The sequence below is a fragment of the Sphingobium sp. 15-1 genome, from assembly GCF_013375535.1.
Taxonomy (GTDB): domain Bacteria; phylum Pseudomonadota; class Alphaproteobacteria; order Sphingomonadales; family Sphingomonadaceae; genus Sphingobium; species Sphingobium aromaticivastans.
On sequence record NZ_JABXJG010000003.1, the window covers coordinates 123,279 to 137,334 of the forward strand.

Below are 14,056 nucleotides of genomic sequence, written 5' to 3' on the forward strand. Positions count from 1 at the left end.
CGCTACCGGGGCGTCCGCCTTTACGATACCGTTCTGACAGTTGTTGAGCCCGTCGATTGCAAGGGAAGGCGTTGTCCCGGGGGCATGGCGTTGGACCGGCCGCATCCGTCTCAAAAAAATTTCCGCCGGACCGGATATTTCGGCGGTCGGGTTCTCCGGCACGTCAAAAAACCGCGAATGACCCCATATTTGTTCTATTGACTTTGAAGTCAATATAAGGGAATGGAAGTTCATAAGGGGCCAGAGGCCGCTTACGAAAAGGGGAGGAATTCATGCGTTCCAAATTGAATTTGATGAGCGTCGGACAGCACGCGCTTTGGTGCGCCATTCTTGTATCGTCTGGCCTCTCGGTCGCCGCTCACGCGCAGGGCGCGGCTCCTGCTGCGGCAGATGGTGCGGCGCGGGCTGCGGTCCTGGACGATATCGTGGTCACGGCGCAGAAAAAGTCGCGCGGTGAAAAGTTGCAGGATGTTCCGATCGCCGTTACGGCCCTCGGGTCGGTGCAGCTCGCCGAAACCCATTTTCAGAGCCTTCCGGACATTGCAACCCGTGCGCCGGGCGTGATGCTGGGGACAAATGGTCTGGCTGTCGGCTTCGCCTCGTTCAGCCTGCGTGGTCTCGGGACCAGCTCCGGCAACCCCAGCAGCGAAACGGCAACCGGCGTATTCATCGACGGCGTCTATGTCGGTTCCCAATATGGCACCAACCTTGAGACCTTCGATCTTGAGGGCGTTGAAATTCTCCGCGGTCCGCAGGGAACCCTTCAGGGTCGGAACGTTACCGGTGGTGCAGTGCTGATCCGCACCCGGCGCCCGACCGACAAGTTCGAGGTGAACGCTCAGGCAAGCATTCAGACCGGCCCCGAATATAATATAGCCGCCAGCGTGGGCGGACCTATCCTTGGCGATGCGGTTAAGGCCAAGATCGCTGGTTATTACAACAAGGACGAAGGCTGGTATCACAACTCCTTCCTGAACCGTAAGGTCGGAAAACTGCGCACATGGTTTGTGCGTCCCACGCTGGTCATTGAGCCTTCGAGTGAAATTACCCAGACTTTCATCGGAGAAATCGGCAAGACCCGCGGTGACAGCGCCGTGTTTCAGCAGGTGCCGGTTGGGTCTGGCGTAGAATCGCAAGGTTACAGGATCACTGCCAATGAACCCGGCTTTACGATCCTGGATTGGGAGAGTGCGACGTCCGAGACAAACATCAATGTCCCGTTTGGCGATGGCGTCATCACCAATATCGCGGGCTACCGTCATGTGTTCAATGAGTCCCTGACAGACATCGACGGAGGGCCGACCACCTTCTTCAACAGCCATATCGGCCTTCGCCAGAAGCAGTTCAGCGAAGAACTTCGCTATGCCGGGACGTTCGGCAACGTGGAAGCAACGGTAGGTCTCTTTTATTTCTGGCAAAAATATCTCTATATCGAGGCGCGTGACTTTAACGGTCGCCACCGTGAATATGGCGGCACGATCAAGCAGAGCGCTTACGCGATCTTCAGCCAGCTCGAATATCATGCATCCGATAAGCTGTCATTTGTCCTGGGCGGTCGTTATTCTTCGGAAAAGAAGGATGCCACCCTGTCTTATCAGGTCGCAACCGGTCCCGGCGGCAACTGCAACATCGCAATTTTCCAGTGCGTCAATCCCGACTTTGTGGGAAGCAAAAGCTGGCCTTCGTTCACGCCTAAATTTGGCGTCAACTACAAGCCGGATGACGATGTCCTGATTTATGCGACAGCCAGCAAGGGCGTCCGCAGCGGCGGATACAATGTGCGGCAACAGGCAAATCGCGACGGCTCGCCTTCGATTCCTCAGTATGATCCCGAAGTGCAGTGGTCATATGAAGCGGGTTTGAAATCGGATCTGTTCGATCGCAAGGTGCGGTTCAATTTTGCGGCCTTCTTCAGCGACGTTAAGAAGCTTCAGCGCGACATTGTTCTCACCCAGCTTGTTGGCGTGACGCAGTTCACGAAGAATGCGACAGACGCAAATATCTACGGCTTTGAGTCTGAACTGACGCTGATACTCAACAGCCATTTCCGCATTAATGCCAACGTCGGCTATGTCGGGATCGACTATAAAAACGTTCAGTACGACCTGAATAACGATGGTGCGATCAACGGCCTCGATTATGCGTTGAAGCCGACCCGAGCGGCTCCCTGGAACTATAATATCGGCGGCACCTACACGACTGATGTTACGGATAACGCGCGTCTGACGGGCACGGTGAACTTCTCGTATCGCGACAGGAATTTCAGCGATGACGCGAACCTGAATCCGACTTCGACCATCAATAATCTTACGGCCAACTTCACCTTGTCTTTGCCCAATACGGGACTCGATGTTTCGGTATACGGCAAGAATATTTTGAACGACGGTCAGGAACCCTTCATCCTGCCGGTCACGGCGCAGAACAGGGGCCGGGCGATGGCGGAAGGCCGCACGATCGGTGCTCAGCTAAGATATCAGTTCTAAATGGAGCTTCCTCCAATGACGAAGCCGGGGACATGTTCCCCGGCTTCTCTTTTTGGATCTGCATGTGGGGCCACCCCCTGACTGGTCGATGCAAAAGCCAGATAAAGTGAGCGAGCAGTAATAATGTAAATTGATGAGGGTGTATGGCCGGGATGCAGACAAATGCCGCGAATGCTATGGAAGATCCTGCTAAGCGCGGCGGCAATCGCTTTGCGCTGTTTCTGCTTTTCCTGTGTTTCGCGGTCAATCAACTCGACAGGACGATCATCGCCTTCCTGGCTGTGCCGCTGAAAATCGATCTTGATCTCTCGGACTCGGAATTCGCAATCATCACCGGCCCGGTCTTTTCCGTGACCTATGGCGTTTTCACGCTCTTCTTCGCTTATTTTTCCGACCGGGGAGATCGTGCAAAGCTGCTCTTTCTGGTCCTGATGATCTGGAGCGTGGCGAGCGGGGCTTGCGGCCTCGCGACATCCTTCGTCCAGTTGCTCATTTTCAGGCTTGTTGTTGGCATGGGAGAGGCGGGCGGATCGCCGACCAGCATGGCTCTGGTGACCGACTATTCGATGAAGCAGCAACGATCCATGGCCTATGCGATCTATGTGCTTGGCGCTCCCTTCGGCGTCTTTTCGGCAGCCGTTGCCGGATCCTACATCGCCGCGCAGTTTGGCTGGCGCTTCACTTTCATTCTATGCGGCGCGCTGGGGCTTGTGCTTGCCGCACTGATGCGATGGAAGCTGCGTGACCCGCGCCCTACATCGACTGTTAGCCAGCACATCAGACCGATTTCGCTTTCCGTCGATATTTTCGCCGGCGTCTTTTCAGCGTTCAGGGTGATGCGGACATCCCGCTCCACGATACCAATTCTCCTGGCATTTTCCTTTTCCTATTTTCTGGGCGGGGGAATGGTGAATTGGGCACCCATTTTTTTCAACCGCTACCATCTGCTCAGCGTTCAGGACGCCGCAACTTCCATCGGCATTGCATACTGCCTAGGCATCGTGCCGGGGATCCTGCTAGGGGGGATCGTCACGGACAGGCTGGCCAAATCCAACCCGATGTGGCCGATATATATATCGCAACTCGGGTTGCTTCTCTCGCTCCCGATGTATTTCTTTGCTTATTATTTGGCGGATTCGACGGCGGCCATCATCGCATTTGGTCTTGGCATCTTTTTCTCGCAGATGACCGTCGGTCCGATTTTCGTAGCATTCAACGCGACGCTTCCATCCGATATCCGGTCGATGGCCAATGCCTGCATATTGCTGGGCGCGGTCGTCATCAGCGGCGGTGTGGCAAACTTGCTTGTGGGTCTGTTCAGCGACCAGTTCAGCGGCCTGCTGGGCCTTGCCAGCCTGCGCGTCAGCCTCATTCTGGTCGTGGTTTCCATGACGGTCATATCTCTAGCCCGTCTTATTCATCAGGCTGGACATGAAGGGTTGGCGTGAGTGGCCTAAGCCCTTGGCTTGCTGTAGGAAATTGGATGTCTAGACCAACCTGCAGCGAGGCAAAAAATGCCACAGGCCACTCCCGCCAAGAGCCACGATAGCGCGGCGGTGATTTCGTTTCCAGCAGTGTCGCGCAAGAAAGTGGCAGGGGCATTCGATGGAGGGCGATTGACCTCGGACGGTGGTGTTCTGCTGCTGGCTCAGGCCGAGCGTGCAATGGGTGTCTGCCGGCAACTCGCGGCCTGCATTGCCGACCCGCGCGATCCTTCGCGGGTCACCCATAAGCTTGATGATATCCTGCGGGCGCGGATCCTGGCGATCGCCTGCGGCTACGAAGACGCTAACGACCTTGATGCCCTGCGCGACGATCCTGGCTTTCGCCTGGCGCTGGGCAAGCTGCTGGATTCAGGCGCGGGTCTGGCGAGCCAACCGACAATGAGCAGGTGGGAGAATGCGCCGACGACGCGCCAATTGGCGCGGATGATGGTCGCGATGGTTCGCATCTATTGCGCCAGCTACCCCGAACCGCCCAAGGTAGTGACGCTGGATATCGATGATACCTGCGACGTCGTGCACGGCTATCAGCAGCTGTCGTTCTGGAACGGCCACCACGGCGAGCGCTGCTTCCTGCCGATCCATGTCTATGACACGGCAACGGGGCGACCCGTTGCCATGCTGCTGCGTACCGGCAAGACGCCGTCGGGTGCGGAGGCTGCAGGGCACATCCGTCGCCTTATTCGGCATATCCGTCGGCATTGGCCCCAAACGCACATCACCATCCGCGGCGATGGGCATTATGGCCGGCCAGAGGTCATGGCCTTTTGTAAGGCGCACGGTATCGACTATGTCTTTGGCCTTCCCACCAATGCCGCCCTGCGCGCTAACCCTGACATCGCCGCCGCCGCCGATGCCTGCGCGGTCAAGCGTGCCGAGAAACAGCGCGTGGTCCTGCGTAGCTATGCCGAGATCCGCTATGGGGCGAAAAGCTGGAAATGCGAGCGCCGCGTCGTCGCCCGGATTGAAGCCAGCACCCTGGGCATGGATATCCGTTACGTCGTCACTTCCCTGGCGAACGGCTCCGCCGAACATATCTACGACAGCCTTTATTGCGCCCGGGGCCAGGCCGAAAACCTGATCAAGCGGCACAAGAGCCAGCTCAGCAGCGATCGCACCTCGTGCCGATCGGCCAACGCCAACCAGATGCGGCTCATTCTGCACACCGCTGCCTACTGGTTGATGTGGCGCATCCAGCAGGCTGTCCCCAAAGCAGCAGCCATTGCCGATGCCGAGTTCGCCACCCTGCGCCTGCGGCTTCTCAAGGTCGCCGCCCGCGTGATCGAAACTGCAACCCGAATCCGCGTCGCCTTCGCATCCGCCTGTCCCGACGCCAACACGTTCCGAACCGTCGCCGCCGCGCTCAGGACCGCACCCACCTAGACCACGCGGCCATGCCGCTGAACCGTACCCCGTCCTTCAATCTCGCAAACCTCTCGAACATCCGCGGTGAAAAAGACGCAGCGCGATCACTCGTCCTGATCACCAAGCAGATGACTCCTGAACCCGGCGATCGGCGGAACGGACATCGTCACGAATAAGACGGGCTAGTCTGCCTCGCCCGATCGAAACGGCATTATGCGGGAGACTTGATGGCCTATTCCGGATCCTGAGATCGAGGTCTTTGCGGAAAGCCGCTGAATTCACTATCTCGCACGGAGAAAATATATGGATGGCTCGTGCCTATGTGGTAAAATTACCTTGAGATTGACCGGTGAGCCAGAATTACGGCTGGTGTGTCATTGCACCAATTGCAAGAAGCACACCGGTTCGGCATTTTCCCTGCTCTATGCATATCCGCGTGAGCATGTTCAAATTGACGGCCTGTTTCACAGTTACCCGGATCTGGGGGACAGTGGGAAGCGGGTAGATCGGCGCTTCTGTCCGGACTGCGGATCCTCTATCGCAGCGGACGCGCACATCGTGCCTGAACTGCTGTTTTATACGGCGGTGCCTTGAATGATGGCGCCACTCTCTCGCCCGCGCGGGAAATCTTTTGTGATCGCGCCTTGCCTTGGGTCCATCTGGCGGGCCTGGAGCGCTTCGCCCGCTTGCCGACCGAAGCGGAACAGTAAAATCGCAGGAAAATAGGGCCCCGCAAAACGTAGCAACTCGCAGTCGCCAGCGGCGATCAATCAAGGCCCGCGACACCCTTGATGCCGCCACGACATCAGCCCCGTTGGGCACGGCCAGCTAGAGCGGTGAGCGATTAGTTGGACGCATATCCGGCAGCCTTGAGGTATGCAGCACATTCCTCGGGGGAGTAGAGATCGCAGATATGCCCGAGAGCCTTCCATAGCTCGTCGATTGTCCGAGCCCCGATCCGCCGCAGGTGCGATTTCAACTTGGCGAAGGCCATTTCAATTGGGTTCAAGTCTGGCGAATACGGGGGGAGAAAGAGGAACCAGGCCCCCCGTTTTTTAAGGATTGCGGCGGCCTTTTCACTTTTGTGGCTGGGCAGATTGTCGAGGATCACAACATCGCCCGGACTGAGTGTCGGCGCCAATTGGGTTTCGACGTAGGTTTCGAACAGGAGCCGGTTCATTGGCTGATCGATGACCCAAGGGGCAACGAGACGATCGCAGCGCAGCCCGGCAATGAATGTCTGCGTTTTCCAATGACCGAACGGGGCGCGTGCCTTAAGCCGCTCGCCTCGCGGCGCCCGGCCCCGGGTCCTGGTCATCTTCGTGGTCGTCGCCGTCTCGTCCAGAAAGACCAGCCGCTGGGGATTTTCACGCATGCGTGGCTGTCGATCAAGTCGCCAGCGGAGGCGCGCATGGGCGACATCATCGCGTCCGCACTCGCTGGCCAGCAGGGTTTTTTTTAACCCGATATCCAGCTTGGATCAGCACCCTCGAGAGGGATGCCGGGTGGGCGACCATGCCCGTCTCCTTGGTCAGCTTGCTGGACAACTCCGACATCGTGATGCCGGGCTCCCGATCAACCCAGGCCGTCAGCCGGGCCATATATGGCGCCAACTTCCCGGCACCGCGTGGGCGCCCAATTTGTGAGGGAGCAGCCGAACCCGTCCGATCCACTCGCTGCAACAACTTCACCGCACAACTGGCACTCACGCCAAAATGACGGGCCGTCGCACGGCGTGAGTGGCCAGCCGCTACGTGCGCCGATATCCGTTCCCGCAAATCACCCGAATAAGCTCTGCCCATGGTCCACCTCCACAAGAAGGTGAATCATAAATTTCGGCCGATGGGAATCGCTCGCGATTCTTTCTTCGCGCTCACCGCTCTAATCGGAATGTCGGTGGGCATTCGGGAGCGCGCGTGATCCCAATTTCCAGCAGATAAGTCGATGCCGTCAGGAGATGGCACAGACCGCCAGATCCGATCCCCTAGGTGTCGGCGCGGCTACTCCGTGCTTTGCGTTTTGATGGCGAGGCTACCGTTTTGCGGGAGGCGGTCGCCCCCTTTCTGGGGCTGGCGGGCTTCTCGACACGTGCCATCGCGGCCGGGCCGGGACTGAAAAATCCGGAGGGGGCCACCTGCATCGGATAGGCTGGGACCGGCGGATAAGGCGCCAGCTTTTCCGGATGCGTCGCGAGCGAGCGAGTTAACAGATCCAGCATCTCGTCCGCGATCGCCTCGATGCTCATGCGGCCATCGGGAGAATACCAGGACGAGATGCCATTGATCGCGCTCATGATCGCATAGACTGTGATTTTGGCATCGCAGGGGCGGATGCTGCCGTCTTCGGCGCTTTCCTTCAATAGGCCGACGAGATTGGCCTCCATCCCGTCGCGCCGGGCCACCACAATGGCGCGATCCTCCGGGCGAAGTGCATTCACATCGAAGGTGAGGCCGCCGACCCCCGCCTGCCCATACATCCAAATGATGAAACATCTCAGTAGGAGACGGAGCCTGTCGATCCCCAGACCCCCGGCTTCGCTGGCGACCCGCACCGCGTGCTCCCCAAGATCGAGTGAGATCTTGTGGCATTCGAACAGGATTTCCTGCTTGTCCTTGACGTAATTGTAGAGCGTTCCCTTCGAGATGCCCAGCACCTTGGCCACCGCATCGAGGGACGTATTGTGGAAGCCCTGTCGCGATATGATCCGCGCCGCCTCACGGATCACCGCGTAGCGCTTGTATCTCTGAATTTCTTCGTTTGTCTGGAAACCGTTTTCCCAGCGAGGCATGGGCCACCTTTCGATTGCAAATATGCTGACTATCAGGTTCGGTAAATATGTGATGCTTTCACGTCAATAACACAGCCCGATCGGGATAGGGTCGTGCGACGGGGCGTGATGCCGAACACCCCCCTTCAGGCAGGCCGTCGATGTCTGTGCGGGCGAAAATCCGGTCATCCCTTTGAGAGAACAAGCGTCGTAGTTTTAAGTCCCTTGGATCCCCGCGCTCGTGAAGATGGATCGGTTGAGCATATGCGGGCGCCCCATGAAGCGTGTCGATTCGACCTATTGACGACATAGTCAGTAGAATGTATTTCATAGTCAACATCGACAGGGCGCGCATCGTTGTGGGGCATCCGCCATCGGATCAACCTCAGGCCAGGATCGGTCAAAATACTTGAGTTGAACGTCAGAGTTTTGAATTTACGCCCATAATTTCTGAGCGATCTCAAATGCTGCCGGATCGCATAACACTTAATTGTCGCTGGGGAGAGAAATGGATCTGCAACTACTGGGAAAATCGGCGGTCGTTAACGGGGCGAGCCAGGGCATAGGCTTTGCCATCGCGCATCGACTGGCGGCAGAGGGGGCGGATGTCCTTATCAGCGCGCGAAAGGAAGATGCGTTGGCGAGCGCGGCCGAGCGCATCGCCACGGAGACAGGCCGGAAGGTTCGAACAGTCGTCGGTGACATTCGGATGCTGGACGGGATCAACAATATTCTTGCGGCCGTTGAGGAAATGGGCGGCGTGGACATATTGGTCAACAATGACGGCGCTCCTCCGCTTGGGCCGGCGCTGGATTTCGATGACCTGCGCTGGAGCCGGGCGTTCGAGCAGAATCTGATGAGCGTCGTGCGGATGTCGCGCGGGGTTGTTCCCGGGATGGAGGCGCGGGGCGGCGGAAGCATCGTCAACATAACCGCCCTGTGCACAATCCAGCCGATGCCGAGCTTTGGGCTGTCCGTTTCGACATGGGCGGGAGTGATCGGGCTTGCCAAGACACTGTCGCTGGAACTCGGACCCAAGAATATCCGGATAAACACGCTTTGCCCCGGTCTGGTGGAAACCGCCCGTGCAAATCTCGTCGACGGGCCAGTCAGCAGCGGACCCGGCAACAGCGAATTACAAGAAGCTCTGAAATCGATTCCGCTCGGCCGAATGGGCGACCCCGCGGAGATCGCTGCCGTGGCTACCTTCCTGGCGTCGCCGCTTGCCTCCTATGTGACGGGAACGACGCTGGCCGTCGACGGCGGCGTGAGCAAGAATCTGCTTTAGGGTTTGTTTTCAGGAACTTGATTGCCAGCGGCTCCATCGCAGCCAAAGGTTCTGATGTAGAGGATTATGAAATGGCAGACGAAAAGTTCACATCAGTGGGTCTTCGCACATTGATTACCCCGGAGGGCGAACTGTTTCTCACGTTGGAGGAAGAGTCTATCGAAAACCTTTCGCCCGACGAGGTCGTCATCCGGGTCGAGGCAAGCTCGATGAATCCAACGGACATCGGTCTCCTTCTGGGGCCGGCCGATCTGTCAGGACTGGCCGTGTTCTCGCAGAATGGGCGTCCGGGGTTGCGCGCGACAATCCCTGCGGAGCAGATGAGCTCCGTCGATTTGCAGCCGAGGATCGGCAAGTCGTTGCCCGTCGGAACGGAAGGGGCCGGCACGGTCGTCGCGGCGGGGGCGAATGCCGTCGATCTGATCGGCAAGACCGTCAGCACCATGAGCGGGGGAATGTATGCCAGCTTCCGACGTGTGAACGCCGCCGCGTGCACCGTTCTTCCCGCCGGCATGAGCGCTGAGGCTGCCGCCTCGATGTATGTGAACCCGCTGACCGCCCTGTCCATGGTCGAGACCATGCGTCGTGAGGGGCACAGCGCTCTTGTTCACACGGCGGCGGCGTCGAATTTGGGCCAGATGCTCAACCGCATCTGCATCAACGACGATATCCCGCTCGTGAATGTGGTCCGGTCCGAGGAGCAGGTCAAAACCCTGCATTCGATCGGAGCCAAATATGTCGTCAACTCAAGTGCTGAATCCTTCTTTGAGGATCTGACGGCGGCCATCACGGCAACGGGAGCGACATTGGCATTTGACGCCACGGGCGGAGGATTCATGACGGACAGCATCCTCCGCGCCATGGAAGCGGCCTTGGGTGCAAATCAGACCGCATTCAGTCGCTACGGCACGTCGACCCTGAAGCAAGTTTACATCTATGGGTCGCTAAATCCCGAGCCGACAATGCTTACGCGGACCTATGGAAGTTCGTGGGCGGTGGCCAGATATCTGGTGTTGAACGCCTTGCAGAAGTTCGGGAACGAAACGACGCTTTTATTGAAGGGCAGGATCGTTCGAGAATTGTCGACGACCTTCGCCAGCAGTTACAAGGCAACATTGTCGCTCGTCGATGTCATCAACCCCGAGTTCGTCAAAGAATATGCGAAAAAGTCCACGGGCAGCAAGTTTTTGGTCAACCCGTCACTTTGATCGTCGTCTTCGCGACGCGCTCCGGCATGGCGTTGCGCGAATATGGAGGCCGGTCCATCCAATTCAGGCCGGCCATGGTTCTGGCGAATTGGCGGGGCTTGGCTTCCGGGTGACGACGATCCTGGGCGAAGCGGTCCTGAGCATAGTGGAGCGCTTTCACCCGGTGGGAAAGCGCTCCGGTGACTGCATGGTCATGTGAATGGTTGTGCACGTCACCATTCTAAACCAACGTCCCTACGGAGGATTTGGCTGGTTTGACGAGCCAAGAATCGAGATCAAGTCCGCCCGAGAAGAGCGGTTTCAGTGCTGGCGAGCCGGCGCCAGATGAAAATCTGGTCCCCGCAGCGTCGCTTGATCGGCGGGAAATCAAAGGAGAGGTTACTGATGACGATCACCCGTAACGACACGATCCTCAAGCCAGAATTGATCGAGAAATACACTGCCGCTGGCTATTGGACCGACAAAACGCTGGCCGATGTGTTTCAGCAAAATGCGAATGAGATTCCGGACAAGGTCGCCTACAGCGATAGCCGGTCACACGTCACATGGAGCGAGCTGTGGCGGATCAGCGGCGAAATCGCGTCCGGGCTGTCGCGCCGCGGGGTGGGGCCGGGAGATGTGGTCTCCGTTCAGCTTCCGAACCGGATCGAGTTCGTATTCATGCTGGCCGCAGTTGCGCGCCTGGGTGCTGTCTTCTGCCAATATCCGCCAGACTATCGCGCTGGCGAGGTCGAGTTCATTCTCCGCTTCTCGGAAGCGCACACGCTTGTGGTGCCGGATCATTTCCGAGATTTCGACTTTCTCGAGATGATCGACGGCATTCGGGATCGCCTTCCTCATTTGGTCAACACGGTCGTCGTTCCGTTGGGCATAGCGCCGCCAAAGCCTGTCGGAGAAGGCTGGGTTAGCGTCGATCAACTCCGCGAGGACCGCGACCCGGCCGACCCCGAACCCAACCATCCCAGAGATGCCAATGAGGTCATGCGCATAGCGTTCACCTCGGGCACCACGGGCGAGCCCAAGGCTGTGATGCATACGACAAACACTACGCTGTTTTGTCTCCAGCACGCCGCGGAGGTGCTCAAGATCGACCGCAATGCCAATGTTCTGGTGCTGATGCCCGTTGGCTTGAATATGGGGCTTTCTGCGGTGGTCTGCGCTGCTCTCGCTGGCGCGCATGGCGTCCTTATGGACCGTTTCAATCCCGCTGCGACCCTGGATCTCATTGAAAAATACAAGATCACGACATTCACGACGCCGCCGACCGCCCTCGTTGCGATCCTCAATGAAAAGAGCCTCAATGACAGGGATCTGTCCAGTTTGCGCCTGGTGCAGACCGGAGGACAATCGACGCTCGTGAAAGTGCTCAGGGAGGCCAATGAGCGGTTAGGCTGTCCGGTTATCGATATTTACGGGATGCTCGAGGTGGGTTTGACTTCGAGCACGGATGAAACGGAGCCATATGAGGAGTGGGTCGGCACCGTCGGCCGGCCTTACCCCTTCATGAATGTCCGGATTCTTGGTCCCGACGACCGCGACGTGCCGGTCGGAACGGAGGGCGAGATCGTCAAATCCAGTCCCACCATCATGGTCGGTTATTATCGCAATCCCGCCAAGACCGCCGAGAGCTGGACCCCGGATGGCTGGTTCCGGTCGGGAGACCGCGGTTACATCGATAAGGCAGGCAGGCTTACGATCTCGGGCCGATCCAAGGACATGATCATTCACGGGGGGGCGAACATATGGCCCCGCGAACTCGAAGAAATACTCATCAAGCATCCGCAGGTTGCCGACGTCGCGATGATAGGCATTGAAGACGATTATTATGGCGAGAATGTCTGTGCCTGCGTCATACCAAAGGATGGCGCTCACATCGCATTGCAGGATGTCATCGATTTCATGAAGGGTGAGGTCGCAAAGTATAAACTTCCGCAACACCTTGAAATCTTCTCGGTATTTCCGATCGGCCCCACCGGCAAGGTGGTTAAACGAGAACTGGCCATCGAGGTGGAGCGTCGCCGCAAGGCGGCCGCGAACGGTGAAGAAGCGCACGTCTGATCATCCGGGCAGCGACAAGCGTCAGTCCCAGGGATCGCGCCAGAACATCGCCTCGCCACGCATTTGCCGGGACGGGATCGAAGGCCATCCCGGCGGTAGATAAATGAAGGAACCACCCATGAGCACCACGGCTCCGCGCGTTTTCGATTTCCACTCCCACTGGGGAACCGAGCAGGGCTGGAAAGGAAGCCCGTTCGACAATCCAGAAGCTCGAGAGGGCACGCGCAGCTATTTCAAGTGGGACATGAAGTTTGTCAGCGAAGAGGAGCAGGCAGCGCAGTTTCGGCAGGCCAATGCCCGAGTGATGCTGGATTTTGCCTACACCTACAAGATGGATGTCGGCGCCGTCCGGGATCAGCACGACTATGCATTCGAATATGCCCGCAACTATCCGGACGTCGTTCTCGGCAACTGGATCACCATCGATCCGACGCTGCCGGGTCATGAGAAGGAACTGGAACGCTGTCTGAGCGAAGGGCCAGGCTTGATCGGTATGGGGCTTCATCCCTTCTCCAAAGCCGGGCTTCCGGACAGCCCGGAGTGGGAGAAGTGCATCAATTTGTGCATCGAGGCCAATCGGCCGGTATTGATGCTTACAGGCATGTCGGCCAGCGGTGTCGGTGTCCGGGGCGGCGGGGGGCTTGAGCTTGAGAATTGCCATCCCCGCCACGTCGATCACATCGCCGCCCGATACCCTGCCCTGAACGTGATCGCTGCTCGGGTGTCCTGGCCATGGCAATCAGAGATGATTGCGATTGCATTGCACAAGGCTAACGTCTGGATGGAGCTTCACGGCTGGTCGCCACGCTATTATTCGGACGAACTCAAGCGTGAAATTGCCAAACGGCTGCGCAAAAAAATATTCTTTGCCGTCGATTATCCGATGCTCTCCCACGAGCGGCTCGTCAATGAGTGGCGCGAACTGGGCCTCTCTTCGGAGGTTCTGGACGACGTATTTTCGGGGAACGCTGACTCGTTTCTCGCGTCTCTCGGGATCGGTTGAGGAAGCGGAATGACCGAGGGGGCGTTATTCCCCGGATGTCAATTTGGTTCGCAGGTCGTGCGGAAATCCGATTGTCCCCCGGCAAGGGGACGGGTGGATTGCGCGAGATAAGCAGCTCGGCCACGGCCGCCAGAACTGCCTCGTGCTTCAATTGCCGTGTAACGATGAGCGCCAGCTATTCCCTGCTGGCCTCATCGATAAAGGGCGAGCCGCGGAACTTGCGGCCGTCATGCCGCCGTTATCGACGCATCCTTCGCCAGCATGATCTCAATTTCACGCCGCTCGCCGATGATGTCTCCCGGCTTGTGTTCCAGACTATTATAGCTCTGGGTCTTGAGCGGAGGGCAGACCAATTGAGCGAGGGTTCCGACCGGCATGTGAC

11 protein-coding genes and 1 pseudogene are annotated in these 14,056 nt (G+C 58.1%); 8 read left to right on the forward strand and 4 right to left on the reverse strand.

What is annotated here, in order from left to right:
* Positions 1-272 precede the first annotated feature (272 nt).
* The 4 genes from HUK72_RS23610 (at position 273) to HUK72_RS27710 (ending at position 5,944) form a co-directional block, all read left to right on the forward strand.
* Positions 273-2,483: a TonB-dependent receptor gene (locus tag HUK72_RS23610; RefSeq protein WP_176599005.1), complete on the forward strand. Its 2,211-nt coding sequence runs from the start codon at positions 273-275 to the stop codon at positions 2,481-2,483.
* A 143-nt stretch (positions 2,484-2,626) separates the two neighbouring features.
* Entirely contained in the window at positions 2,627-3,931 is a 1,305-nt protein-coding gene (locus HUK72_RS23615; RefSeq protein WP_176599006.1) for an MFS transporter, read from the forward strand.
* A 66-nt stretch (positions 3,932-3,997) separates the two neighbouring features.
* Positions 3,998-5,368: an IS1380 family transposase gene (locus HUK72_RS23620; protein ID WP_176599007.1), complete on the forward strand. Its 1,371-nt coding sequence runs from the start codon at positions 3,998-4,000 to the stop codon at positions 5,366-5,368.
* 285 nt (positions 5,369-5,653) lie between these two features.
* Complete coding sequence (locus HUK72_RS27710; RefSeq protein WP_176599008.1) at positions 5,654-5,944, forward strand: GFA family protein; 291 nt, start codon at positions 5,654-5,656, stop codon at positions 5,942-5,944.
* A 250-nt stretch (positions 5,945-6,194) separates the two neighbouring features.
* Here the strand turns inward: HUK72_RS27710 and HUK72_RS23630 are convergent.
* Together HUK72_RS23630 and HUK72_RS23635 are read right to left on the reverse strand one after the other, a co-directional pair.
* A protein-coding gene (locus tag HUK72_RS23630; protein WP_176599009.1) for an IS630 family transposase occupies positions 6,195-7,152 on the reverse strand; the annotation gives its coding sequence in 2 pieces (ribosomal slippage) (positions 6,195-6,831 and positions 6,830-7,152; 960 coding nt in all).
* Positions 7,153-7,334: 182 nt separating this feature from the next.
* On the reverse strand, positions 7,335-8,138 hold the full coding sequence (locus HUK72_RS23635) for a TetR/AcrR family transcriptional regulator (RefSeq protein ID WP_176599010.1): 804 nt from the start codon (positions 8,136-8,138) through the stop codon (positions 7,335-7,337).
* Positions 8,139-8,625: 487 nt separating this feature from the next.
* Between HUK72_RS23635 and HUK72_RS23640 the strand changes: the two genes are divergently transcribed.
* The 4 genes from HUK72_RS23640 (at position 8,626) to HUK72_RS23655 (ending at position 13,674) form a co-directional block, all read left to right on the forward strand.
* Positions 8,626-9,405: an SDR family oxidoreductase gene (locus tag HUK72_RS23640; RefSeq protein WP_176599011.1), complete on the forward strand. Its 780-nt coding sequence runs from the start codon at positions 8,626-8,628 to the stop codon at positions 9,403-9,405.
* A 71-nt stretch (positions 9,406-9,476) separates the two neighbouring features.
* Positions 9,477-10,613, forward strand: coding sequence for an NADH oxidase (locus HUK72_RS23645; RefSeq protein WP_176599012.1), 1,137 nt, complete (start codon positions 9,477-9,479; stop codon positions 10,611-10,613).
* A gap of 384 nt (positions 10,614-10,997) precedes the next feature.
* Positions 10,998-12,671 carry a class I adenylate-forming enzyme family protein gene (locus tag HUK72_RS23650; protein ID WP_176599013.1) on the forward strand — a complete coding sequence of 558 codons (1,674 nt, stop codon included), beginning with the start codon at positions 10,998-11,000 and terminating at the stop codon, positions 12,669-12,671.
* 118 nt (positions 12,672-12,789) lie between these two features.
* A complete protein-coding gene (locus tag HUK72_RS23655; RefSeq protein ID WP_176599014.1) occupies positions 12,790-13,674 on the forward strand; it encodes an amidohydrolase family protein in 885 nt (294 codons plus the stop codon).
* A 70-nt stretch (positions 13,675-13,744) separates the two neighbouring features.
* On the opposite strand, the pseudogene HUK72_RS23660 reads toward HUK72_RS23655, so the two are convergent.
* Positions 13,745-13,912: pseudogene (locus tag HUK72_RS23660) on the reverse strand (IS3 family transposase); the annotation flags it as partial.
* A complete protein-coding gene (locus HUK72_RS23665) occupies positions 13,902-14,051 on the reverse strand; it encodes a hypothetical protein (RefSeq protein WP_176599015.1) in 150 nt (49 codons plus the stop codon). The pseudogene HUK72_RS23660 and the gene HUK72_RS23665, both read right to left, overlap by 11 nt.
* Positions 14,052-14,056: the final 5 nt, after the last annotated feature.

Excerpts from the sequence above, each read along its gene's own strand:
- HUK72_RS23620 (WP_176599007.1), top strand. The coding sequence starts at position 3,998 with ATGCCACAGGCCACTCCCGCCAAGAGCCACGATAGCGCGGCGGTGATT.
- HUK72_RS23640 (WP_176599011.1), top strand. The coding sequence starts at position 8,626 with ATGGATCTGCAACTACTGGGAAAATCGGCGGTCGTTAACGGGGCGAGC.
- HUK72_RS23610 (WP_176599005.1), top strand. The coding sequence starts at position 273 with ATGCGTTCCAAATTGAATTTGATGAGCGTCGGACAGCACGCGCTTTGG.
- HUK72_RS23650 (WP_176599013.1), top strand. The coding sequence starts at position 10,998 with ATGACGATCACCCGTAACGACACGATCCTCAAGCCAGAATTGATCGAG.
- HUK72_RS27710 (WP_176599008.1), top strand. The coding sequence starts at position 5,654 with ATGGATGGCTCGTGCCTATGTGGTAAAATTACCTTGAGATTGACCGGT.
- HUK72_RS23615 (WP_176599006.1), top strand. The coding sequence starts at position 2,627 with ATGGCCGGGATGCAGACAAATGCCGCGAATGCTATGGAAGATCCTGCT.
- HUK72_RS23655 (WP_176599014.1), top strand. The coding sequence starts at position 12,790 with ATGAGCACCACGGCTCCGCGCGTTTTCGATTTCCACTCCCACTGGGGA.
- HUK72_RS23635 (WP_176599010.1), bottom strand. The coding sequence starts at position 8,138 with ATGCCTCGCTGGGAAAACGGTTTCCAGACAAACGAAGAAATTCAGAGA.
- HUK72_RS23645 (WP_176599012.1), top strand. The coding sequence starts at position 9,477 with ATGGCAGACGAAAAGTTCACATCAGTGGGTCTTCGCACATTGATTACC.
- HUK72_RS23665 (WP_176599015.1), bottom strand. The coding sequence starts at position 14,051 with ATGCCGGTCGGAACCCTCGCTCAATTGGTCTGCCCTCCGCTCAAGACC.